Source organism: Brevibacillus schisleri (assembly GCF_055685845.1).
The window spans coordinates 6,666,219-6,689,452 of the sequence record NZ_JBVNDM010000001.1 but is presented as its reverse complement, the minus strand read 5'-3'; the positions used below and the strand labels follow the sequence as shown (position 1 = coordinate 6,689,452).

The 23,234-nt window shown below is 47.1% G+C and carries 33 protein-coding genes; all 33 read left to right on the top strand.

Annotation, left to right across the window (positions count from 1 at the left end; translation table 11 throughout):
• Positions 1 to 7: 7 nt before the first annotated feature.
• Positions 8 to 325: a Rho termination factor N-terminal domain-containing protein gene (locus tag ACUUHJ_RS31590; protein ID WP_472301049.1), complete on the top strand. Its 318-nt coding sequence runs from the start codon at positions 8 to 10 to the stop codon at positions 323 to 325.
• On the top strand, positions 291 to 671 hold the full coding sequence (locus tag ACUUHJ_RS31585; RefSeq protein WP_472301048.1) for a hypothetical protein: 381 nt from the start codon (positions 291 to 293) through the stop codon (positions 669 to 671). Before ACUUHJ_RS31590 ends, ACUUHJ_RS31585 begins: the two co-directional genes overlap by 35 nt.
• The gene (locus tag ACUUHJ_RS31580; protein ID WP_472301046.1) at positions 668 to 994 is read left to right on the top strand and encodes a hypothetical protein; all 327 of its coding nucleotides are present in this window, start codon (positions 668 to 670) and stop codon (positions 992 to 994) included. The genes ACUUHJ_RS31585 and ACUUHJ_RS31580 overlap by 4 nt, the downstream gene beginning before the upstream one ends.
• A complete protein-coding gene (locus tag ACUUHJ_RS31575) occupies positions 994 to 1,476 on the top strand; it encodes an HK97 gp10 family phage protein (protein WP_472301044.1) in 483 nt (160 codons plus the stop codon). Before ACUUHJ_RS31580 ends, ACUUHJ_RS31575 begins: the two co-directional genes overlap by 1 nt.
• Complete coding sequence (locus tag ACUUHJ_RS31570) at positions 1,476 to 1,943, top strand: hypothetical protein (RefSeq protein WP_106836807.1); 468 nt, start codon at positions 1,476 to 1,478, stop codon at positions 1,941 to 1,943. Before ACUUHJ_RS31575 ends, ACUUHJ_RS31570 begins: the two co-directional genes overlap by 1 nt.
• Positions 1,940 to 2,143 (top strand): hypothetical protein, encoded by a 204-nt coding sequence (locus ACUUHJ_RS31565; RefSeq protein ID WP_472301042.1) that lies wholly within the window; start codon positions 1,940 to 1,942, stop codon positions 2,141 to 2,143. The genes ACUUHJ_RS31570 and ACUUHJ_RS31565 overlap by 4 nt, the downstream gene beginning before the upstream one ends.
• Positions 2,144 to 2,145: 2 nt before the next feature.
• A complete protein-coding gene (locus ACUUHJ_RS31560; RefSeq protein ID WP_472301041.1) occupies positions 2,146 to 3,483 on the top strand; it encodes a phage tail sheath subtilisin-like domain-containing protein in 1,338 nt (445 codons plus the stop codon).
• A gap of 1 nt (position 3,484) precedes the next feature.
• The gene (locus ACUUHJ_RS31555; protein ID WP_017251907.1) at positions 3,485 to 3,934 is read left to right on the top strand and encodes a hypothetical protein; all 450 of its coding nucleotides are present in this window, start codon (positions 3,485 to 3,487) and stop codon (positions 3,932 to 3,934) included.
• Between the two features lie 30 nt (positions 3,935 to 3,964).
• Positions 3,965 to 4,354, top strand: coding sequence for a phage tail assembly chaperone (locus ACUUHJ_RS31550; RefSeq protein ID WP_472301040.1), 390 nt, complete (start codon positions 3,965 to 3,967; stop codon positions 4,352 to 4,354).
• 488 nt (positions 4,355 to 4,842) lie between these two features.
• A complete protein-coding gene (locus ACUUHJ_RS31545) occupies positions 4,843 to 8,511 on the top strand; it encodes a lysozyme family protein (RefSeq protein ID WP_472301039.1) in 3,669 nt (1,222 codons plus the stop codon).
• Entirely contained in the window at positions 8,508 to 9,080 is a 573-nt protein-coding gene (locus ACUUHJ_RS31540) for a hypothetical protein (protein WP_472301038.1), read from the top strand. The genes ACUUHJ_RS31545 and ACUUHJ_RS31540 overlap by 4 nt, the downstream gene beginning before the upstream one ends.
• Positions 9,081 to 9,100: 20 nt before the next feature.
• Entirely contained in the window at positions 9,101 to 10,054 is a 954-nt protein-coding gene (locus ACUUHJ_RS31535; RefSeq protein WP_472301037.1) for an XkdQ/YqbQ family protein, read from the top strand.
• 1 nt (position 10,055) lies between these two features.
• Complete coding sequence (locus ACUUHJ_RS31530) at positions 10,056 to 10,304, top strand: hypothetical protein (protein ID WP_472301036.1); 249 nt, start codon at positions 10,056 to 10,058, stop codon at positions 10,302 to 10,304.
• Positions 10,304 to 10,738, top strand: coding sequence for a DUF2634 domain-containing protein (locus ACUUHJ_RS31525; protein ID WP_188066592.1), 435 nt, complete (start codon positions 10,304 to 10,306; stop codon positions 10,736 to 10,738). Before ACUUHJ_RS31530 ends, ACUUHJ_RS31525 begins: the two co-directional genes overlap by 1 nt.
• Positions 10,726 to 11,541 carry a baseplate J/gp47 family protein gene (locus ACUUHJ_RS31520; protein WP_472301034.1) on the top strand — a complete coding sequence of 272 codons (816 nt, stop codon included), beginning with the start codon at positions 10,726 to 10,728 and terminating at the stop codon, positions 11,539 to 11,541. The genes ACUUHJ_RS31525 and ACUUHJ_RS31520 overlap by 13 nt, the downstream gene beginning before the upstream one ends.
• Positions 11,538 to 12,110 carry a hypothetical protein gene (locus ACUUHJ_RS31515; RefSeq protein WP_472301032.1) on the top strand — a complete coding sequence of 191 codons (573 nt, stop codon included), beginning with the start codon at positions 11,538 to 11,540 and terminating at the stop codon, positions 12,108 to 12,110. The genes ACUUHJ_RS31520 and ACUUHJ_RS31515 overlap by 4 nt, the downstream gene beginning before the upstream one ends.
• A complete protein-coding gene (locus tag ACUUHJ_RS31510; protein ID WP_472301031.1) occupies positions 12,107 to 12,424 on the top strand; it encodes a hypothetical protein in 318 nt (105 codons plus the stop codon). The genes ACUUHJ_RS31515 and ACUUHJ_RS31510 overlap by 4 nt, the downstream gene beginning before the upstream one ends.
• Entirely contained in the window at positions 12,425 to 12,697 is a 273-nt protein-coding gene (locus ACUUHJ_RS31505; protein ID WP_472301030.1) for a hypothetical protein, read from the top strand.
• 59 nt (positions 12,698 to 12,756) lie between these two features.
• The gene (locus ACUUHJ_RS31500) at positions 12,757 to 15,849 is read left to right on the top strand and encodes a glycine rich domain-containing protein (RefSeq protein WP_472301029.1); all 3,093 of its coding nucleotides are present in this window, start codon (positions 12,757 to 12,759) and stop codon (positions 15,847 to 15,849) included.
• Between the two features lie 29 nt (positions 15,850 to 15,878).
• Positions 15,879 to 16,043: a hypothetical protein gene (locus tag ACUUHJ_RS31495; RefSeq protein WP_472301027.1), complete on the top strand. Its 165-nt coding sequence runs from the start codon at positions 15,879 to 15,881 to the stop codon at positions 16,041 to 16,043.
• Positions 16,043 to 16,180, top strand: a complete 138-nt coding sequence (locus tag ACUUHJ_RS31490; RefSeq protein WP_472301026.1) for an XkdX family protein — start codon at positions 16,043 to 16,045, stop codon at positions 16,178 to 16,180. Before ACUUHJ_RS31495 ends, ACUUHJ_RS31490 begins: the two co-directional genes overlap by 1 nt.
• 92 nt (positions 16,181 to 16,272) lie before the next feature.
• Positions 16,273 to 16,533 carry a hemolysin XhlA family protein gene (locus ACUUHJ_RS31485; RefSeq protein WP_199928903.1) on the top strand — a complete coding sequence of 87 codons (261 nt, stop codon included), beginning with the start codon at positions 16,273 to 16,275 and terminating at the stop codon, positions 16,531 to 16,533.
• Positions 16,530 to 16,808 (top strand): hypothetical protein, encoded by a 279-nt coding sequence (locus ACUUHJ_RS31480; RefSeq protein ID WP_251252249.1) that lies wholly within the window; start codon positions 16,530 to 16,532, stop codon positions 16,806 to 16,808. The genes ACUUHJ_RS31485 and ACUUHJ_RS31480 overlap by 4 nt, the downstream gene beginning before the upstream one ends.
• Positions 16,795 to 17,514, top strand: a complete 720-nt coding sequence (locus ACUUHJ_RS31475; protein ID WP_472301025.1) for a M23 family metallopeptidase — start codon at positions 16,795 to 16,797, stop codon at positions 17,512 to 17,514. Before ACUUHJ_RS31480 ends, ACUUHJ_RS31475 begins: the two co-directional genes overlap by 14 nt.
• A complete protein-coding gene (locus tag ACUUHJ_RS31470; RefSeq protein WP_472301023.1) occupies positions 17,498 to 17,737 on the top strand; it encodes a hypothetical protein in 240 nt (79 codons plus the stop codon). Before ACUUHJ_RS31475 ends, ACUUHJ_RS31470 begins: the two co-directional genes overlap by 17 nt.
• A gap of 597 nt (positions 17,738 to 18,334) precedes the next feature.
• Positions 18,335 to 18,565 (top strand): hypothetical protein, encoded by a 231-nt coding sequence (locus tag ACUUHJ_RS31465; protein WP_472301021.1) that lies wholly within the window; start codon positions 18,335 to 18,337, stop codon positions 18,563 to 18,565.
• Between the two features lie 525 nt (positions 18,566 to 19,090).
• Entirely contained in the window at positions 19,091 to 19,723 is a 633-nt protein-coding gene (locus tag ACUUHJ_RS31460) for a hypothetical protein (protein ID WP_472301020.1), read from the top strand.
• A gap of 130 nt (positions 19,724 to 19,853) precedes the next feature.
• Positions 19,854 to 20,099 (top strand): hypothetical protein, encoded by a 246-nt coding sequence (locus ACUUHJ_RS31455; RefSeq protein WP_472301019.1) that lies wholly within the window; start codon positions 19,854 to 19,856, stop codon positions 20,097 to 20,099.
• Entirely contained in the window at positions 20,084 to 20,425 is a 342-nt protein-coding gene (locus ACUUHJ_RS31450; RefSeq protein ID WP_472301017.1) for a YolD-like family protein, read from the top strand. Before ACUUHJ_RS31455 ends, ACUUHJ_RS31450 begins: the two co-directional genes overlap by 16 nt.
• Positions 20,426 to 20,435: 10 nt before the next feature.
• Complete coding sequence (locus ACUUHJ_RS31445; RefSeq protein ID WP_472301016.1) at positions 20,436 to 20,681, top strand: YolD-like family protein; 246 nt, start codon at positions 20,436 to 20,438, stop codon at positions 20,679 to 20,681.
• Between the two features lie 52 nt (positions 20,682 to 20,733).
• Positions 20,734 to 21,561: an ATP-dependent DNA ligase gene (locus ACUUHJ_RS31440; RefSeq protein WP_472301015.1), complete on the top strand. Its 828-nt coding sequence runs from the start codon at positions 20,734 to 20,736 to the stop codon at positions 21,559 to 21,561.
• Between the two features lie 122 nt (positions 21,562 to 21,683).
• On the top strand, positions 21,684 to 22,784 hold the full coding sequence (ychF, locus tag ACUUHJ_RS31435; protein WP_056488837.1) for a redox-regulated ATPase YchF: 1,101 nt from the start codon (positions 21,684 to 21,686) through the stop codon (positions 22,782 to 22,784).
• Between the two features lie 143 nt (positions 22,785 to 22,927).
• Positions 22,928 to 23,215, top strand: a complete 288-nt coding sequence (gene rpsF / locus ACUUHJ_RS31430; protein ID WP_007720183.1) for a 30S ribosomal protein S6 — start codon at positions 22,928 to 22,930, stop codon at positions 23,213 to 23,215.
• Positions 23,216 to 23,234 lie beyond the last annotated feature (19 nt).

The following is a 23,234-nucleotide window of genomic DNA, read 5'->3' as shown; positions in this document are numbered from 1 at the left end:
GCATCAAGTGCTAGTAAAATACAAACATGCGACAGGCGCTCTTCACATAGGTGGTGGGCGTTTCTTTTATGCCGGAGAGACATACCCAGTCAGCGAGGAAGAATGGGAAAATCTACAGTGGTTTGAAGACTTGGAAGAAGTTCAAGAAGATGACACATCGGGTCAACAAGTTCCATTGGACAAGCACACCGTAGACGAACTCCGGTTGATGGCTAAGGAAGCAGGAATAGAAGTAACTGCAAATATGAAAAAAGCTGACATCGTTGCGGCGCTAACTGAGGTGATGAGCCATGATAACAGCGGAGAAGGTCAAGCAGCAGAGTAGCACACGAGCCGTTCAGGAAAAGACACCTGAGCGGCTTTCCTATCTCATTGGTGAGGCCAAGGTAAGGATCGAGCTTTTCACTTCAAGGCCGTTTGTGGACGATGATCCCCGACTCGAAGTGGCTCACTTCCGTTTGGTTGAGGCTATGACCCTGACGGACAATGACGAGGTGCTGGGTGCGGAGGCGCGGGGCATCATGTCCGAAAGTGATCAGGGTTATTCCTGGTCGGTTGAAAGAGCTGCTGTCACAACAGGAAGCCCGCTGGTAGATTCTTTGCTTCGTCAGTGGATGTCTTTCACAGCCGAAGCGACTGATGGGGGCAACGTTAAGGTGATGCTCCTATGAATCATCGGATGAATGATCAGATCGTTCTGAAACGTACAGAAACGGTTCAGGGTGAGCGCAACATAGTTTTCCCTACCGAGTTACCCCCACAGACAGTTATGGGCTGTGTACGAGGCGTGGAGTCATCGTGGCAGCGTCCAGTAAATACCGATCCGGTGGAATGGGATTATAAAGCGACTCTCTCCTTTTTATTGGGTCAGGATGTACGAAAAGATGATCGGCTTAATTTGCCTAACCTTGGGGAGTTTGTTGTGGTGGATGCCAGACCTGGACGGCGGTTTCTGGCTGTGACGGCCATTCAGAAAAAACGGGGTGCCGAGTAATGGATTTCCGTCAGTTTGAGGACCGCATGAGGCAATTTAACAGGGAACTACCTGATATCATGCAGCGCATCTATTACCAGTTGGGGGAAGAACTACTCAACCATGTTATTGATGAGCTCAACAGCCAAGACCTGATTGATACAGGGACCTTGTGGAATTCATTCACGCAAGGCGATCAGAATAACGTTTGGCAGTTCGATGGTGACCGGAACACTTTGTCGCTGGAAGTCGGCTCCAATCTGACCTATGCAGAGTACCTCAATGAAGGCTATACGATCGACAAGTCGTATTTTGTTCCGGGGTATTGGAATGGAGTGGGTAAGTTCATCTATGACCCATCTGCAAAAGGTGGCTTCATGGTCAAGCCTCGTAGTTTTATCGGCCGCAAATATTTTGATATCGCCTTAAGAGATTTCCAAGGCGGTATGAAGGCCCTGCTCGAACGGATGTTACAAACTGAGCTGGAAAGGATGTTGAGGTGATGGAGAACCGGGCTTTGTCATGCATTATCGATTTAATCAACGAGGCATTCCCTTCCCTCGCTATCCTGTACAGCTTGGATGTGTGGCTATCGGGGAATTTTAAACCACCTGTGGCGTTCATTCAGACCCAAGAGGTTTCAGAACGTGGCAATACACTGACGTCATACCAAATTATTTCCGACGCGGGGATTGTGTTGCATCACAAAAAAGTGATAAAGGGAGGCCAAGAGGTTTATGAACCGATTTTCACCGAGCCACTCCGACAATTATTAAGGCGTGAACGGTACAGTTATCGCGGGAAGACGGACGGGCTGTATATCAACATTGACAACACGACTTTTCGAGTTCGGTCTGACAAAAAAGACCGGACAGAGATTACTTTTCGCTTTGAATACACCGTTCCGATTCCTATAACCGATATGCCGAGAGTCCACACATTCGAAATCGAGGAGGATTGGAAATCGTGACAACTCAGCAAGAAACGCGAGAGCGGCTGGCTGCTAAAGCCGAACCGAAACTACTGAAAACGGAGTGGATTGAAAGAGCACCACAGTTTGGAGCCGAAAGGTTCGAAGTTGCTGGCGCTCTTTTTGATGTCTCCGATCATCACATGTTGACCGAGAAAGACGTTGCTCGTCGGTTAACAAAATATAGAGGCGGTGTGTAAAGATGACGATTCAACGGGAACGGCCTGGTACGATGGTCGAACTAATCACAAAAGCGAAGGAACGTATCGTGCCCAAAAGCGGCGTTGCATTGGTCCCCTATCAAGCAGAGTGGGGAGCTCCTGATACGTTGATCAAGATAACCAGCTATGACGACCGTGTTGCAGAAACCTTTGGAGAAGTAGATACCATTGAGCTTGCTTCAGAAGGCGGCGCTACGATTCTCGCGTACCGAATCACAAATGGAAATGCAAAAAAAGCCGAGTATACACAGGCGGATGCAATCAAGATCGAGGCGCTTTATCCAGGGCTTCGTGGCAATGAATTAAAGATTACCATTTCCCCATCCACGGCTGAACCGGGGAAAAAGGAGATCCAAGTAAAAGGGCCGATCAAAATCGAGAAATTCTCTTTTGCAGATGCAGCCGAGCTTGTCGCAAAAACATCCCAATCCCTCTATGTTCGAGCAACCAAAACGGGGGATATTGCGATTACTGATGTTGCAGAGACAGCCCTGACCGGGGGAACTACTGGTAACACAGGGTTAACTTCAACAGACGCTACAAAGCTGTTTGCCGCTGTTTCTGGTGCTGATTTCGAGACCATGTATCTGCCTTTTGACGATCCAGCGATTACGATTTCAGCCAAGCAGTTCATTAAGGATCGGCGTTCACTCAGCAAGAAGCTCAGCACGCTGGTAATCGGTGGCAAAGCGGCGGATGACGAGAACATGGCGAAGCACATCGAGCGTTCTGTTTCCATGAATGCTCGCTATGTGGTCAATTGCGCGATTGCGGGAACACACACCAACGGGAAGTCATACAGCAGCCTTCAATGGGCGGCATGGTTAGCTGGTATGTTAGCGGCAACCCCAGCAAATCAGTCTTTGACCGGAGTGATTGTTCCGTTGAAAAAAGCACTAAAGGATTGGGGCCATGGTGATATCATAGGTGCCCTTAGCTCTGGCACGCTGATTGCCACCCGAGACGGCGATGTTTACATCATCGAAAGTGCCGTCAACACGCTGTCTGTGATCGGACCAAATGAGCGGGAGGACTACGGCAAAATTCGCGTCAGCATGACCATGGATCAGATCGTAAACGACATGAATGCTGTGGGCAAAAAGTACAAAGGCAAGCTGAGCAATAACGACCTGGGCGGAGCCGTCTTCGTAGGTGGCTGCAAGCTGTACTTGGAAGAACGCGAAAGGCAAGGGGCCATTGATACCGGATGGACTTTCACTGATAAGAAAAATGGTGAAGGGGACCGTCGAGGTTTCTTGTTGTCTGCTCGTCCTTTGGATGCCATTGAATACTTCGAAATCGACTGGGAGGTGAACTAGATTGGCAGCTCATAACTTATACCTAAAAAACACCCAGGTTTATGATGAAGACGGAGACCCATTTCAGGGGGTCTTGGAAGCAAAAGCGGTATTTAAAACGCAAGTAGAACCTGTTCACCGTTTGCGAAAAGGTGAGACGGAAGACATTGTTTCTTATCATGTTGAAGTGACGATGATCTTGACTGCCCAAAACGCTGACCTGAAGTACTTCATCATCGACAAGATCACGCAAGGGAAGACGCCTATTATCCCTATGCTGATTGGTGAGCAATGGGATAAAGAGAATGACTTCAAAGAGCGGGTTCGGCTTACTAATATCCGATTGGTTCCAGAAGAACTGACGATCTTTGAGGCAAAGGCAGAAGGTAACGATAAAGGAACTTATGAACTGCGCGGGAAAACCAACGACAAACCGGACTTCCTTGAGAAATTCTCGGAATACGAAGACTAAATCTATTAAACAATTAGGAGAGTGAACAGTATGAGTAATCTGTTGCAAAAATATCTGGCAAAGGCAAATGAAGCAGTAGAGCACGTAACCACGACGGTGATAATCGATGGAGATGAATGGTCTGTTCGGAAGCTGAATCTATTGGATAGCCGGGCGTGCCTCAAAATGGCAGAAAAAGACGGGGATTTCGATTCTTTAAAATATAGTGATGCTCGAATTGTAAAAGCAACAGAACACGCATTTCCTTGGAATGACAAGGAGCTGCTAAAGGCATATAAAGCCAAAGATAAGTACGATTTGCCTGCCCGACTGTTCAAGAATAATCCAGAAGGGTACAAAGCGTTAATCAGAGCAGTTGAAGAACTATCAAAAGATACGCCAGAAACGGAAGAAGAGGCTATTGACGAGCTAAAAAACTAATCCGTTCCGATGGGGAGGCAAATTTACTTGCAAGAATTTGGCTTAATCGAAACCGACTCCCCTCGGAAGTCGTAGAGTATGAAGTAGACCCATATATGCAGAAACTTTTTTTGTTCGCTTGTGAAGGAGTAGAGGCAGAAGGCGGGGAAGAATGACAGCTTGTGCCTCCTTCTTTCCCGAGCGACATGACATCATGTCATTGGGGAGAGAAGATTCTCGGGAGGGGTTCATGTGTTGTCGCTCATTGGAGTATTACTATTTTTGACAGGATTGTTTTTTATGGTAGTCGGGCCTTTTGCTATCATAAAGCAGGCACCGAAAGAGTGGAGGTTCTTGAAGAAGTTTGGTGTAGGGATCATGTTAATGATTATTCTGGAAGCAGTCAGTGGTTTTACAGCATGGATAGGACTCTTACTATTATGAATACGAGACGTCAGACGCCTATTTGATGGGCGTCTTTTTCGTTTCTAGGGCTGGAGGTGGACCAAATGAACCGTCTAGGCGTAACAGCGGTACTTGGCGCACGAAATCGAATTTCTCCGGAACTGTTAAGCATTGTCCGGGCCTCACGTGTAGCTAGGAGAGAACTTGGGCACTTGGATCAGTCCACGCAAGATGTTGCGGATGAGTTGCGAAATGTACGACGGGTAGCTGAGCAGAGCGAACAAGCTTTTCGACAAGAAATACAGGGTATGCGACGCGAAGTGGAGCGGCTTGAGACCGAGTTACGATCATTGAGCAGTACTAGAGCTAGACCAACGATCACCGCAGATAATCAGGCAGAGAGAGAAATCGCAAGGGTAAGAAATGAAGTAAGGGACCTCAACGGCACGAAAGCCGAAGTCATTTTGACGGCTGCTGTGACGGGTGCAACTGCTGGTGCTGGAATGGTGGGTGGAATCGGGTTATTCGACCAAATCGTGGCTTCTGCGGAGGCCGAAGCGCGTAGAGCTGTGATCGGGGCCACCAAAGAAGAGATGGCCAGATATAGAAAACAAGTGACCGAGCTGACTGCCCTAAATAAAAGTATAGATCGAGCGACCGTCTCAGACTTGCTTACCGATTCAGAACGCTATTCAGGCAAGGCTGGCTTAAATCAAGCAAGCGCCTATTTAATGTCTCAGCAAGCATTGAAGCTAAATGCAATTCGGCCAGACATGGGTGGTGTCGAAGAGTACCAAAAGACGATGTTCGCCATGCAAAACGCATGGAAGGACATCAAGGATACCGGACGTTTCGGGGATACCCTTGCACGCGTCGCCAAGAACACTACGGACATTCGAAGTGAGGCATTAGATAGCTTGATTGAGTACAGCGTGCAGGTCACGAAGTTTCTGGATACACCTGAGAAGCTCGCCGCCTTGATGGAAGAGATGAACGGCCTGTGGTCTATCGATAAAGGTTTTGATGCACTGAAGGAAACGACACTGAAGTTGTACAACGAAGGCGACCTGACAAATGCCTTAAAGACCGCATACGAATCCATGGGTATCGATTCAAAAGAAGCACAGAAGCAAGCCGAGGATGAAGCGAAGGAAGTACAGAAGCTCATATCATCAGGAGACGCAGCCAAAAGACAAAGCGCTGTCGGTATGCTTATGCAGACATTCGGCTCGATCAAAGACGAAGAAGTGCGGCAAGCGTTACTCAATGAGATTGGTTCGGGTCCGGGAGAAGACCTGGGCACAAAGGCGTTTGCTGAACTCTTACGTAAAGCCGGGGGTATCAGTCAAAGTCAGCATGATCAATACAAATTAAAAGGCGAGCTGGACAAAAGCTTCCAAGTCTACAAGGACAGCAACCCACTCAAAGGTTTTCAACAGGCAAAAAACACGCTGATCAATGAGTTTATTGAGCTGGGTGTGGTTGTTGGACAAGACCTTGCCCCAGCCATGGAATTCTTAGCTGCAAAAGTGAAGTGGTTCAAAGAGAAACTAGATGGCATGTCTTCAGGAGGGGCACTTGCCACACTTAGCCTTGTAGTTGGAGGGGTAGCAGCGGGGCTGTGGGGACTCAAAGCGGCAGTCCTAGCTGCAGCTAGAGCCTTGCGGGATTTAGCATTAAGCCAATTTTCTCAAGATGTTGGTGTCGCAGCGAGTGGTGGTGGAACCGGAGAGACAGGGAACCGGAGAACAATAAGGCGAGAAGACCTTAGAAGGGGAGCAATTCGACGCGCTGGTGGTACGGTCGGGGAGTCTGCATCCGATATTGCATCGAGAGCTGGGGCTATGGGCTCAAGATTCTCTATGCTATCGAAAGTGATGAAGAAGGTTCCCGTGATTGGCGCATTGTTAGGGGCAGTTGACGTGGCTGCTACAGCGGCTACCGAAGGAAATAGCAAGAACCTGTGGGGTTCAATTGGCGGGTGGCTAGGAGGAGTTGGGGGAGGTGCCTTAGCTGGTGCTACATTGGGTAGTGTGGGAGCTGGCCCCATCGGAACATTTGTCGGAGGCATTGTAGGTGCAATCGGTGGAGCTATCGGCGGGGAAGCCTTCGGAAAGTGGCTGTTTGACGTTGCAGAAGATGGAATGGGGGCGATTAGTCAGTACGCATCTGGAATATCCTCGAAGATAGATGGATTTCTCGCGCCAGCAAAGCAAGAGTTTGACCGATTTTGGGGCAACATGCCTGACGGATTTGTTGCTTCCATTGGTTACATCGTCGGATATGGTAGCGAAAAGTTTGCCCAGTTGCGCGACATGGGGTGGCAAAAAGCTGGGGAGTTAGCAACTGGTCTTTATACAAAAGGATTGGAGATCAAAGATTCCTTTGTGAACTGGTTGAGCGGGTTGCCTGATGCAGTTAAGGTGTGGCTGGATCAAGCAAAAAAGATGTTTGATCAGTTCCTTGTTGACGTACAAGCGTGGTTTGCCAATTTACCAGGTAATATCGAAACGGGTATCTCTAGTACCATTCAAGACTTGACTGGCGGCTTTACCCTTGGGAAGACGACAGCTAAAGCGTATGCAAACGGCGGGGTAATCGACAGGCCCCACCTAGGGTTGGTCGGTGAAGCTGGACCCGAGGCAATCATACCACTTTCAACTGGTAGAAAGAATCGAGCCTACGAACTGTGGAAGCAAGTTGGGGCGCGATTGGGGATTGATACGAATAAGTGGGAACACCGTGTCGCAACTGTGAAGGGATTCATTGACGACAATAACGATCCGATCGGTTATGCATCAGGAGTAGTCGAAGGCACGAGCAACTCTTTCAAAAAGATGATCAAGCAGCGTTGGAATAACTACCATGCCAGCATGTCGTCAGCAACGAGTATCGACGATGCTATGCGGTTACGAGCAGACGCACACCGTACGAGAAATTTAGACTTCAAGTTCTGCAAGGTGATGAAAGTAATTGGCAAGGCAGTAAAGCCTATCGGTTATGCCATGGACGTATGGGACATTGCTAACGCAGATAATAAGCAAGAAAGGAACCGGACGATCATGAAAGTGATCGGCGGTATGGGAGGCGGCGCGTTGGGTGGTGTCATAGCTGGAGCAGCACTTGGGTCCTTAGCGGCTCCGGGAGCGGGAACAATGGCTGGTGGAGCTCTTGGCGGCTTGGCAGGTACGGTAGGTGGAGAATGGTTAGCTACAACCCTTTATGACAAGTACCAAGAACCGATTGACGGGGCTATTGATAACATAGGCAGCATGATTGGAAACGGCTACGCAAATACGAGAAATTGGCTGGGGAACAAGGTGCAATCTGCGAAAGACAACATCCTTGGTGTGGGTGCTGGTCTCTCGAACTTATTTGGCTGGGGGAAGAAGTACGCCAACGGTGGAATGATCAACAAACCGCATTTGGGACTCGTCGGTGAAGCCGGGCCAGAAGTGATCATCCCTCTTTCAGCCGGTAGAAGAAAACGCGCGCTGGAGTTACTGGGTCATACCACAAGGAAACTCGGGGTAACTCCATATGCAAATGGCGGTATGGTCGGGCCGTTGCGTTCTTCGTTTGGTTCCAATCAAGCGAAAATCATACATGTAAAAGCTGACGCACCTATCCAAATCCATCTCCATATCTCCGGCGATATCAACCAAGAGAAGTTCATCGCCTTGTTGAAGTCACCCCCAGTTATGAACCAGCTATCACAGTCGGTGGAAAAATTGATCGTTGATGCAGTGGAAACGAACGGGGGTGCCGCATGATACGTCTACAAGGGAAGTATCGCTTGACCTTTCCAGTCACACCCGGGGAAGTACAGTTCAAGGGTTACGGGAGTGATGTAGAGGCAACGACGTCTATCACATTGGATTCGTTAAACCGTTACACAGGTAGGAAAACGAAATCAATCTCATTTGAATTTTTGCTTCCGGGAGACCCTGAAAATCCACTCGTGGAGGTTGAAGGGTATCAGGGGCCGAGGGAATGGCTTGCTGGCTTGGATCGACTGTCGCATGCGGAAGTTTTGTTAACCATTGACGAGCTTAATTTGGCATGGAATGTGCTCATTGGCCCGTGTGAGGGCAAATTCTCAGGGATCAATGGGAGCTTTAGAGGGACAATTGAGTTTCCCATCTATATCAAATCGGATTTTGTTTCTTGGTCAAATTCCAAACAGGTATTACAACCAAGCAAAGTCATCACCAAGCAAACGAGTAAACGTGCAAATACAACAGGGAAGAAAGCAAAAAAGAAGGTGTCGCTTATTGAACCTGTTGTCCAGGAACAACAAAAGCAAAAGATTAGCCAGAAATTAACCGGATTTACTCCGTAGACAAGGGGCGAGGGTGCGGCATGAAAGTAATCTATGGCAAGGATGCTTCAAGGCTCGACCTTACTAAGGCGACGCTGGAACTATCTTGGACCTCATCACGAGGACAAATTGCACAGAATGCAGATATCAACATACGCCATGCCCCGCCCCTACAATCGGCGGGTTTTTTGATGCTTTTTTCGGGCTTTGAACCGAAGGAGTCGATGCAGTTTTTTCATGGTCCGATCGTCCGGTTTGAACGAGACGATAAGACCAGCGACCTCTCTGCCACCGCCTACGAGTTGAGCTGGTACTTGCAAAAGAACGAGACTTCACGGATCAAGCTGAATGGCGATGCTGGAAAGGAGTTAGAACGTATCGTGAAGGCAGCGGGTATCCAGTTCAGTTGTCCTTCCTTTGGTTTTGACATCAAGGAACGCCTCTCTTCTCAGTCTTACGCGTCCTTGTTTACGTCTCTAACGGAGAAGGCTTATGAAAAGACGGGAAAGAGATACTTCATTCAGCATTTACGCGACAAACTGACCGTATTACCAGAAGGCGGGAACAAAGTCGTCCCTATGTTTCAGGCGAACATGTTAGAGAAAAGTGCCACAGGGGAGAGTATTGAGGAAGTCTATACGGTGGTCACCGTTGAGAAATACAAAGGGGATAGCCTAGCATCTAGCGTCACCAAAGAGAACGCGCGATTGATCAAGCAAATCGGTAGAATGCAAAAGATGATCGATGCGGGAGAAGAGAAAAACTTATCTTCCCTTGCTTCGAAGCAACTCTCCGAATTATCGAAGATACCAAAAACACGCACAATCACCGTCAGACATGAAGACAATAACGCTGCAAGACTTCGCGCGGGCTGGCTCATCAAGATCATGGAAAAGGACAAAAAAACAGTAACCGATTGGATTGTGACAAACTGCAACGCCAGATGGAAGGGCGGTCAATATTCGATGGACTTGCAACTGGAAAGGAGGGCTTAGTATGCATGCAGCTATTGCAAAACTGAAAGGGCTCACACAGGACGGCATAGTGAACACACAAGGTGAGTTTGGGAGACTCTTGTCGCTGTCGCCCCTGTCCGTCAAGCTTGATGAAGACCCAACACCGTTAGAACGGGATGAAATTGTTACCTTGCGCTCAGCCCAATTACGCCAAGAGGATATAGGGAAGATGGTTGCTTTAATTTCCTGCACGAACGGTCAATATCTCCTCATTGGGGTGGTGGAGTGATGTTTCCCACTCTGGAAGGTGATGAGACACAACTCATTCAATCTGTGGACGATCCAATTCCATGGACATATAAATTTGACTGGACCACAAAACAACTAATGCAAGGACCAGATGGGCGGTATTTGAGGACGACTACTTATGCGGAGTACCTGGAAGAGACTGCAAAGAAAATCCTGAATACGCGTCGCTTCAGGTATGAGATTTACTCAGAACAATACGGCGTGGATTTTCTTTTTGAAGTGGGGAGAATGCGCTCAGTGATTTCGTTGCCAACTATAAAGACACAGGTACAAGAAGCGCTTGAGGCTCATGGTGAGATTGAACATGTGGAAGTGTTCGGAATAAAGTTTGAGGAGAACCGATTAGTTTTTTCACTCGAAATTGAAGGCATAAGGGGCAAAACCCGATTGGAGGTGAATGCATGGCAACGATAGAAAAACCGACCATGCCCATTCTACGTGAGACGCCTGATCAAATCTATCAGCGCATGGCTAACCGGATGTTGGCCATCGCACAGTTGCGCGGAGACACGCCCCCAGCGACAGAAGAGGGAGAAATCTTTTATGACCTCGGATACCCGATTGCGGAGGAAATAAGCGATCAACAACAGCTATTGGAGTACGGGTTCCTCCAGCGGTTCCTGCCTTGGGCGGATGGAGAGTTTTTGGATGCCACAGGCGTATTCTTCGGCTTATCTCGCAATGAGGCGGAGACAGACGACGCATATCGGCAGCGCTTAATTGATCAAGCTCGTACAGAAGAGGGAGACGGCAGACGTCAAGACTACGAGCGGTGGGCGCGAAATGTAGATGGGGTAGGAGGAGCAGTTGCTATCGAGAAGGAGCGGCATGACCTATCTATCGACGTGTATATCACAGACCTGACAGGCAACCCTGCGGGGCAGGAACTGGCTAAGAGTGTACGGACGAAACTGGAAGACAAACGCAGGGCCTTGCATGACTTGCAGGTGTTACCCGCGAAAGTGTATCCGGTGACTATCGCTGTAAAACTTACTTTGAGACCAGATGCGGAAATCGAGAAGGTCAAAGACCAAATTACTAAGCAAATCAAAACCTACCTAAAAGGGCGTTCTCAGATCGTGTATCAGCAGATCGGAGCGCTCTTTTTCGTGGATGGGGTAATAGATTTCACAGGCTACACCTTAAACGGCGCGGAATTGAATGTGACTGTTCCTGCTGACTCTGTCTCGACACTAACGATGGCGGTGACAGCATGATTCCAGAACGCTATCGGCGGATGCTGCCGCCGCAATGGTACGAGAATAAAGTGGCGGAATATCACTTTGAAGGTGCAGGGAAAGTTGTAGATGCTTTCAATTTGCAGCGTGAGGACATCCTACAGCAGTTTAGCCCATGGTCAGCTACCTGGGGGTTGGATGTCTGGGATTGGATTTACTTCGGGAGAAAGCAATTGCTGAGTATTGAGGAACGGCGAAAGAATATCCAGCAAAAGCACTGGTCGTATCTTGGATTTACTCCAAGCGTGCTGCGTGCAATTGGGTTGAGTTCCTCGTCATTCAAGCATGTCCAGATGGTCGAGGATTACGGCAAAAAGGTGATTCGGTACGTTTACCCGATGGAGGACCGATTTGATACAAAGAACGCTGTTCAAGCTGTTGAGAGGATCAGACCAGTACATTGTAATGGTGTCACCTTTGAACCTGTGGTGTCCGAAAAAATCGAGCTGCGAGACGTCTTAGTTGTCGGGATAAAGGAGTATCACAAGGTCTATGAGTTTCGAGTAGGTATGACACCTATTAAACGCTATGAGGAGGTCGTGAAATGATCCTGCCAAGCTATCTGCAAACCGTCCGGAATGACCTGCTGGCTAGGGTGTCGGGCGGCGACATTTTGATAAACGGCTCAGTTTCAGTACCTGTACAAGCTGTGGAGATTGCTTCGCACCCAATTGCAGGCATAAAAGACGGGATAGCACTACAAGTATCTGCCCAACATGTATCCAGCGTTCCAGTCATTACGAATGTGAAGTTGCGAACGCGTACCGGAGCTGTGGTTGCTGAGAAAAAAGGAACCATTGAAATGAACGGGGCGCAGTTCGTAAACCTGACCTTTGTTATTGAAGCGAGAGGAGGGATGTAGGTGTCCTATGTAGCAAAGACGGATTGGAAGCAAGACGATCCTGTGACCGAACACGACATTAACCGTTGGGAGCGAGGGATTGCGGATGCTCACGCGGAGCTTGAGGTGTTGAAAGCAGATGTTTCGAACTTGAAAGTCCGAGTGAATACAATCGAATCCACTTTGCCTGACGGATTCGTACACAACAATTTCAACGATGACCTTTCTACTATCAGCTTTATCAGGGTGATTCGGGGCTACTATAACGAAGCTCAGAGTCGGCTGGAGGTTTAAGTGGTAAAAACAAGAATGGGTCATAATAACGGCCGTTTGCAGAAGGAAGGAGGATGCGTGTGGCACCAGTAATAGGAACGGACGTGCTTGGGAGGAGAACTTACACTTTTCTATATACGGGAACAGCAGAAGCTTGGACGGTTCCTGATGGAGTAAAAAAAATCAAGATTGAAGCATGGGGGGCACAAGGTCCGTCAGTTTTAGCAGGCGCGACTGCTGGCGGTAAAGGCGGTTATGCCGTTGGTGAGTATGTACCATCTGCTGGACAAGTGTTAAATATTTTTGTTGGTGGGACGCTTACTGGTTTCAATGGCGGTGGAGGAAAAAGGTCTGGTACTAGCAGCAATACTAACGGCGGCGGCGCCAGTGACGTGCGAGTTGGAGGATCAGCCCTTGCTAATCGAATTATTGTTGCAGGTGGTGGTGGTGGCGGGTATGGGAATGCCGAATCGTGGGGCAAAGGCGGTGATGGCGGAGGACTGACAGGTGCAGATGGGGCTTTTAACTACATCAAAGCAACTGGCGGAACACAGTCGTCTGGAGGACAAGGAGGATCAAACGCTAACGGTACAGGTAGCGACGGTTTGCCTGGTACGCTCGGAACTGGAGGAGCATCTGGCACCCAGGGCGGCGGAGGCGGAGGCGGTTACTATGGTGGTGGTGGAGGAAATGTTGGTGGCGGAGGCGGCGGATCATCTTATATAGGAACGCTGACTAATGCTTCGACAACTCCTGGTCTACGCAGTGGTGACGGTCTTGTTGTTATTACCTTGTTTAACACTCCACCATCACTAACACTCACGTCCCCTTCCAATAATCAAACATTGACGGAAGGCAGCGTCTATAAGCTAGAGGGCACAGTATCCGATGTGGACGCTGGTCAGTCATTGTCTGTCAAATACTCTATAGCTGGCGGACCAACACAGACAATCGCCCTTGGTACATCTGATGGGTCAAATCCTAAGTCATTTAGTAAAACACTGACATACTCTCAGGGGCGTTTCTGGGACGGACAGACGGACGTTTCTGGCTTGTTACCAACTGAGACGGCATCGATTCAGATTTGGGCAAATGACGGAACAGACGATTCAGCCAAGCAAACGCGGAATTTCACTGTAGTACAAGAAGACGGAAAAATTTTCGTTCCGGTCAATGTGGTATCGTCTACTTACCTCGTTTCCCGCATGGCAAGACCTGCGAGGCTCGCTAATGGAAAGATGGTAGGGGTGGTCAGAGACTCAACTACATGGTATCTATATCAGTCATTGGACAACGGAAAAAACTGGACGCTAGCTAAATCCCCCAGCATGACGAACATTCAGGACATTTCATTGGCTTCTTTCGGAAACTACATTTACGTAATTGTCGCTTTCCAAAACCAACACGTAAGAATCTACGCTTACGATAATTTTACTTATATAGGCGAAGCGCTGGTTGAAACAGGACAAAATGCCATTGGTTCTGTAAATGCTGCTATCACCTTGGACGGCAAAAAACTATGGTGGTCAGCTACTACAAAAAACATCACCTATCCCAGCAATTTCAACGTTCGCGCTGGTTCCATCCCAATCAACACCGATGGAACCCTTGGCACACCAAGCGCAACGGTGCAGGTAACAGCAATCAATGCTTCTGGATATGACCACACATCTCCTAGCTTGTGTTTTGACAAAAACGGACGACCTGTAATAGCTTATGTGTTCACAGCGGTACATGTGCAAGGGAGATTGTTCAATGGAACTAACTGGGAAGATCCATTTTCTATTTATAATAGTGTTTCCCACCCGCAGGCATCTCCCCAAATCGTCAAATCACCCAATGGAAAACTACACGTCGTATGGCAGGGTACTGATTTTACGAGTCCCGAAATGATCCGATATTGCAATTCTGTTGAAGGACCTGTATGGGCGACACCTCAAATACTTGTTGCTGGCAAAAATCCCAGCATCACCAGCGACAAAAATGGCAAGCTGATCATTACCTACGAAGAAGGCGGATACATCAAGCGGATCGAGTCAACGAACGAGTTCGCGTCATTCAGCGGTCCGTTCATCGACAACATGGGGATTAATCCAGCAACGTTCTATGACCCAACATTCCAGACGGATTTCGTGATTCCACCGACAATCTACCAGACAACAGGAGCGGTCAGATATCGCGGTGTTTTAAACCTCAACAAAAAGCCTGTCGTCACACTGAACACCCCGGATAATCAGACACTGACGGAAAATGCTACTCTAAATGTACTCGGTGAAGCTGTTGATGAGGACGCTGGCAATGTCGTCACTGTATGGTACAAAATCAATAGCGGACCTGCTCAGGCGGCTGCATCCGGCATATCGGATGGTAGCACGCCTATTTTGTTTGATAAGACGCTTACCTACAAAAACAAGCGTATTTACCTTGGCACAATTGATCTTACGGGGATAGACCTTGCCGAGAATACCGATCATACCCTTACTGTCTTGGCAGAGGACAACAAGCCGGGTAAGAGCTTGGAAATCGTGCGTAAGTTTAGAGTCGTATGGAATCGACCACCAGTGATCGATGGTGAAGACAAAGACCTGGGCATCTTCATGCAACCCCCAACCGTGAACTATTCAGCCACTGATCCAGAGGGCAACACTTTCACTTTTAGCGAGTATCTGAACGGAAAACAAATCAGGTCGTTTACGGGCGTAGCTGGACAGCAATACAAAGTAGAAATCAGTCATGATGCTTGGATTCGATTGGATTTAGACGTGAAGCATCAAATCAAGATCGTTGCCACGGACAGCGCAGGAATCTCATCCGAACGGATTTATACATTCACCCGAACAGAGACTCATATCGAATTTATGCTAGAGTTCGGAAATCCTGATATTAAAGCAGACTTTACACTAGATGGGATGCCCTTGCGTGTCCTGGTGACACTTGAAAGATACTTACCAGAAGGCTCGTCCATTGAAAGTGTAAAAGTCTGCAATAACTACTTAGATGAAGTACCTACATGGGAAGATTGCACAGGGGCAGTAAAGGGAAATCGAGGCTACTTGTTTACCAATAAGGTTAAAACAGCTCCCGAATGGGCTATTAATCTATGGGTAACAATCGACAAAGGAACAGCTAAGGAACGTGTACTTGTAAATGGTTATGGGGGTGCGTTCGATTAATGAAGATGCAAAATAAAGAGGCTATTTCGGTGATTAGAGAACAGCAACAAACAGATCCAGTTATGACGATTGGTCAGGAGCTCTCCTCACTCAAAACTAGTAATATCCAAAAAGAAGCGCTAATCCAAACGATGGGGAAGCAGCTTGCCATGGTTAAGCTTGAGCTAATCCAATTGAGAGGGGGTGGTAACTAATGGCATTCTGGGAACTGGCGTTTAGCATGAAGTGGATTACAGCAGAGAAGTTGCGACTGGCTGTAAAAACAACAGAAAATCCTTTTGGAGAAATATCCCCGGAAGAATTCAAGCAAATCACTAGCCAAGATTTTTAAGCTAGTGATTTTTTATTTCAACAATACCTTGAGCCAGCCTCGTTCCTAGCGGGGCTATTTTTGTGCCCCGAGGGGGTGAGGAGGAAGATCTCATGTCAAACAATGAGATGCAGGTACTATCTGATATCAGAGAGCGGATTGTCCGAGTAGAGACAAAACTGGACTCTATGACTGATGTTCGTGCTACAGCGGAAGAGGCGAAAGAGAAAGCAAATGAAGCTCTTCAATATGGGAAATCAGCGCATCATCGATTGAACGAAGTTGCTGATAATCAAAAATGGCTCTGGCGTACGGTTATTGGTGCGCTGATCGCTGGAGCAATAACATTGCTGTGGAAGGGGATGGCGGTATGAAGACGTTCCTTAATGACAGAGATGGTGTTAGTGAGAAGGACTATCTGCTCCTGATCGCAAGCACTGTCTTTTTTCTTTTCGTAGCGATTGGGCTTATTCTGTCGTTGCTAGGTAAGCCTGTAAGTTCGGGCTACCTTGCTCTATTGGATATGATGGCTCCAGTCCTAATGACGGTTGCAGGTGGCGTATTCGGTGTACGAGCAGTGCAAGAGTACCGCAAACCACGTTCCAGCGAGCATGACACGGAAGGAGAGGACTACGATGCACGTGTCTAAAGTAGACGAGATACTCAAAGGATACCGTGTAACAAGCCCATATGGACCGCGTGCAGATCCGTTTACAAACAAGCAGGTATTCCACACCGGGATTGACCTGGTTAAAAAACATCGATCACCAATCCATGCCTTTGTCACAGGTGTCGTCACGCACGCAAAAGAAGGTGTAAAAGGATCAGGATTCGGGGGCTTTGGAATTGTAGTAGCTGTTAAAGACCGGAACGGCTGCACACACTTATATGCCCATCTACACAGTGCATCCGTCAAGGTTGGTGACCAGGTCAAGTGTGGAGACGTCGTCGGACTGCAAGGCAGTACTGGACGTAGCACCGGATCACACCTGCATTACGAGGTTCGGCGCGGTGGATTCGGTACACATACCGATCCTGTAGCGTATTTGCAAGAATATTACCAATCTGTTGATAAACCTGTGGATAGAGGAGATGAGGACGCAGTGAAAGCACTGGAACCGTGGAAGCTCCAACTCGTAGACAAGGCGTTGGACAGCCTTGCTAGCAAGAAGGATACGGAAGGAAAAGCCTTGATCAACAACGCAGAAGAGTGGAAAAAACGATTACGAACAGAGCCACAGGAGGTCTTGAATGACCTACCGTGGCTCTTGTTTGTCCTTGTGGATCGAGCTACCAATACACCGGATTTTCTTGTCCAACAAGAGGAGGATGTAGATCATGAGCGAAGAGTTTAAACGCAAACTTTCATCACGTAAACTGTGGATGGCAGTGGCCGCCTTTATCACGAGCGTGCTGGTCCTGTTTGGAATGGACGGTGACACGATTACGAAGGTAACCGCCATGATTACGGCTCTAGGCTCTGTTGTCGCGTACATGGTGGCTGAAGGATTCGTGGATGCAGAGCGTATCAAGAATGATGAAGGAGATTCGGAAGTTACATCAGTAAAAAGCCAATAATTACAGTAGCCCTCCTTCGGTGAATTCTGGGGAGGGCTTTGGTAATTGCTTATAATGCCTTCGTTTTTAGCGATTTTATCTCTTTTTTGATCCACTTGAAGATAAAGTCCCGACAATCTTCAAGGTTAGTGAAACTTTGATTCAGATACTCAGAAGTTATTACCTCGCCAGTAGGCTTTCGGATTTTAAAGGTATATAGTTTGAAATCCGGGTGATCTTTTTTGTACGGTTTTTCAATTCGTGCATAATAAAATTGATATCTGCCTTGCCAAATATCATGGTCGATTCGCTTATCCCTTGTTAATAGCTGGAAGTGCATTTTTCATCACCGATTCAATTTTTTATAAGATGCAAATTTTATAACTAAGATATTACCCCATTTCAGGACAAAAGCGGTAAATAATACACGACTTTTTTCCTGGATAGGTAATAAAGCTTGTTCAGAAAAATTGCGAAGTCCCTCCTTCGGAGATCCGGGGGAGGTTTTTTTATTTGCACATTCCCCTCATGTTCAAGGGCTAAGACTGGTCGTTGATCGGGGGAGGGCTTTTCTATTTTATGGAACAATTGTATGATTGAGAAAAACGAGGTGATAGAATGTTCAACCACATTCTAAAGGATATTGGTGAACGCGGCACCGTACTGAGTTTTGACCTCGGGGAAAGACCGTATCTTTTTGACGCCGGAGAAAGAGGGCAAGTTTTGTGTACAGACCCCGAATGGCGTTTGCAAGATGGTCCTGGTTGGCAAATGTATGGGCCACCAGATGGCTGGGAAAAAATATTACAATTTGGACCTATAGAGACTGGCTCGGCATTGCTCCACTAAAAAGTGGGGCTTTTCCTTTTTCGTCATCCATCATAAGACAGGAATAAACGCTTGTGTAAAGGTGAGAGAATGGAGATCAAATTTAGCCCTAGATAGTGTGACGACAGCTCGTGGAACGACTCAAGGGGATAAGAAACGGATTTACAAGCACACATGGACCTGGCTGGTATCACATATGTATAGATACTTGAGGGAACGAACTTGGAAAAAGAAAAAAGAGTAAAGGATTCGAGCTGACTCCTGTTTATTCATACTAAGCGTTCATGATTTTACAAATTTTTATTTTTTGATTCGACATGTTTTTACAACCTTTTCAAGTAATTACCATTATTATGATTAAGAGAATATTGATTTGAGGTGATATTATCAAAAAAATTCTCTTGGTTATACTTCTTGCGCTGTTGGCATTCAGTTTTTTTGATCTTGACGTTAGCATGGGAATAAGTAAAAAGGTTTCTGTAGTTATCACAGTTGCGGTTGTTGCTTGGATGACCTATCTAGACTATAAGGGTGGAGGAAAGACAAGTGAAAAAAAATAAAATAACTAAATCGTTACTAGCAGTTGCATTGACTACAGCTTTTCTATTTACTGGATACTCTCAGGTAGCCGTACCTAGTGTTCATGCAGCAGAACAAATTAATGACCGTAATCTTGATCTACTGCTTGAAATTGCAAAATCTGATTTGGAAGAAAAGACCTTTATTAAGAATGGTCTAGTTGTAAATGGTTACAACAACTACAAAGAAGCGGGAGTTAGCAAAGAAGCATTTGAAGAATTCGAAAAGACTATTGTCTTCGCAAATAACGAAATCAAAAAAGGGAACTTGGTCGTAGGCAAGAATATATTAGATACAAAAGCAAATGTAATAAACACAAATTCAGCTTGCAGTTCAAAGAATTCAGCAAAAAACATACAGCCTATGGCGGCTTATCTCGAATACCACGTAAGTGCAAGTAAAGCCGCAAAGATAGGAAAAGCGTTAGCAGGAGGTGCAGGAGCTGCAGCACTAGCTAATTTGGCTGGTGTTCCGCTTATTGTAGCTACAGTCCTTACCGCTTTATACGGGGCAAATGAGATGTGCAATTGGGATAATAATGGATATACCCTTTACTACATAGCAACCCCGATTCCTGCTGGCTTTTGCGTTCCAGATTGATTCTTTTACATTAATTTCAGACTAACAAAAGGCCCCTTCAATTTGAGAAGGGGCCTTTTTGTATTTGCATGTTCGCAATCTGTTCGCATATAATACAAACAAATGTTCCTATTTTGCAGGAGTGGTTACTATGACCCTATCTGATATTGAGCGTAAGGTGCTGCGGATTATTGGAAACTATTCGGCAATGAAACCGAGACCTCCGAGTGTCGACGAGATATGCGTAAAGACCGGAAGAAGCCGTGAAGACGTAATGACGGTACTTGAAGGGTTGGCGCGCGAAGAATACATCGAGTGGCGGCGGGAGGAACCTGACAAGATGGAAGTATATGAAACGTGGGAGCGAAAGGGGCAGGGCAAATGGCCAGCAAGATAGAAAATCCTTTTTCAATGCGTTTTGTGCTGCCAGAGCAGCGGGAGTTGTACCTACAGATGAAGGCGGACGATAGACTCGTAGTCATGCCTATAATCGAGCAAGATGAACTGGAGTCATTAAACTACATTATCAACGATTCAGCGCGGGCAGATTATGCTATTACAGTAACGTGGTGGAAGCAAGTAAAAGGCAACCTGGGAACCACATGCACGATGTGGGGCGTGGTCAAGTGGATTGACCAGAACGGCAGGAGAATAAAGCTTGTGACTGATGAAGATAGCCAGTGGATATCTATGGATCATATAACGGCTGTAAAAGCGGATTAAGGAGGGCTCTATGGCAAAGTCTGCTACACCAAAACGTCCTACAAGAGATGAATTTGAGTTAGAGGAATTAGGGAATCAGCTCGTTGAAGCAAAAGATGATGGAGACGAGAGAGCGTTGACCGTTTGGGGGATGACCGAGAAAGTGCGTGGACGAATCACAGCACTTGATTCGCGTACAAGGCTAGTTCATGTAGAGGAAAACGAAACAGTACGGAAAATTCCCTTCCTAGACATCATGAAGGTGAGTTACGAGTAATTACCAGCGCATGTCTCTCTGGGTATTGATACAATTATAGTGGTGATGCTATATGGAATTTATATACCCAATGCTGCTTGAGCAAAGTGATAAACCATTTTCGGACGGCCGCTACGTCTTCGAGCCTAAAATAGACGGCCACCGCCTAATTTTATCCCGAAGTAACGGCGTGACGCGACTTTATACAAGGCACAACAACGATGTAACAGCGAAATACCCCGAACTCATTACGGACGGTCCTGACATGATTCTTGACGGAGAACTCGCTGTCATGGACCCGAATACGGGTATTCCAGACTTCGAACTAACTATGCAGCGATTCCAGTCTAGCAAGTCCCGTTTGCCGATATCATACGTAGTGTTCGATATTTTACGATACGAGGACGCTGACCTTCGAGGGCTTACTCTAATGGAGCGTAAAGCTGTCCTTGAACGTGCGATAACGGATGCGCCAACAATAAGCAAAATCGCGTACATTGACGGTCGAGGCGAGGACTTATGGGATGCAATTGTTGCTCGAAATATGGAGGGTATAGTCGCCAAGCGCAAGGACGGGAGATACCATGCAGATAAGCGAACGGATGACTTCTTAAAGATCATCAACTATAGCTATGTTGACGTTCATATTGCTGGATGGCGTAAAGGTGACTTCGGATGGTTGGCACATTACAACGGACGACCTGCAGGTGTAATTGAACTTGGTGTTCCTCCTACTCACAAGCAGGCATTTTATGGAGTGGCGAAACAGTTGATCACCGGTGAAGATCGTGAGCATGTTTATATTAATCCGCAAATTAAAGCACGCGTCAAAATGAGAAACTGGACAAAAGGCGGGATGCTGCGCTCACCAGTATTCGTCGATTTTATTCTAGCTGGCTAGAAAATAACCCGTCCCTGTTTTGAGGAGACGGGTTGTTTCAAGTTAATGGCAGATTGGACGCAATGAAAGAATATGATAGACTATTTCAAGTTAGAAAACAAAAATGAACGAGGTGTATATAAATGGGGTTTGCTACAGGGATTGTAGGTCTTCCTAACGTAGGAAAATCGACATTGTTTAATGCCATTACACAAGCGGGCGCTGAATCGGCTAACTACCCGTTCTGTACGATTGACCCGAACGTAGGGATCGTGGAGGTGCCAGACGAGCGTCTGGAAAAGCTGACACAAATCGTTGTACCGAACAAGGTAGTTCCAACTGCGTTTGAATTCGTAGACATTGCAGGCTTGGTAAAAGGCGCGAGCAGAGGTGAAGGACTTGGCAACCAGTTCCTGGGTCACATCCGTGAAGTGGACGCGATTGCCCATGTTGTTCGTTGCTTTGAAGATGAGAACATCACTCACGTAGCAGGTCGTGTCGATCCTTTGAGCGATATCGAGACAATCAACCTGGAGCTGATTTTTGCTGACCTGGACTCTGTTGATCGTCGTATTGACCGCATTGCGCGCAAAGTGAAATCCGGCGACAAGGAATCCAAGCAAGAGTTGGACGTGCTGGAAAAATTGAAAGCAGCATTTGAAGAGGGTCAATCTGCTCGCAGTGTAGAACTCGATGACGAAGAGCGCAAATGGATTCGCGATTTGCATCTGCTGACAATCAAGCCAATGCTGTACGTGTGCAACGTAGCGGAAGACGGCATTAACGATGCAGACAACAACCCGCATGTGCAGACAGTTCGCCAGCATGCAGCGAGTGAGGGTGCAGAAGTGGTTGTCATCAGCGCGAAAGTAGAGGCGGAAATCGCTGAACTCGAGGGCGAAGACAAAGAGATGTTCTTGGAAGAGCTCGGTCTTACTGAGTCTGGTCTCGATCGCTTGATTCGTGCTGCTTACAAACTGTTGGGATTAGTAACTTATTTCACTGCAGGTGTACAAGAAGTTCGCGCATGGACGATTCGTCAGGGTACAAAAGCTCCAGGTGCGGCAGGCGTGATTCATACCGATTTCGAGCGCGGCTTCATTCGTGCCGAAGTGATTGCTTATGATCATCTGGTAGATGCTGGTTCTGTAGCAGTAGCCAGAGAACGTGGGAAGTACCGTCTTGAAGGGAAAGAGTACGTAGTGGCAGATGGAGATGTTATGCATTTCCGCTTCAACGTTTAATACGAAATTCTTGATTCGTTATAGGCGTTTTGCTATAATACGATAATGCGAGTATTTATGGAGTGCATGTTTTGTGCGTTTCGTTTTAGCACTCGCTCCTTGCCCGAACAGGGCCGCTAAAGTCCATAAGGAGGTGAAAAGGTATGCGCCAATACGAAGTAATGTATGTATTGCGTCCAGACCTTGAAGAAGAGAAAGTAAAATCCAATGTAGCTCGTTACAGCGATGTTGTAACCAACTATGGTGGCGAAATCTCTAAGCTTCAAGAAATGGGTAAACGTCGTCTTGCGTACGAGATCAACAAGTTCCGTGAAGGTTACTACGTTTTGATGAACTTCAAAGCGAACTCCGATGCTGTTGCGGAAGCTGAGCGTCTGATGAAAATCAATGACGACGTAATCCGCTTTATGTTTGTTCGTGATGAGAAGTAATCATTGTCGCGATCAGAGG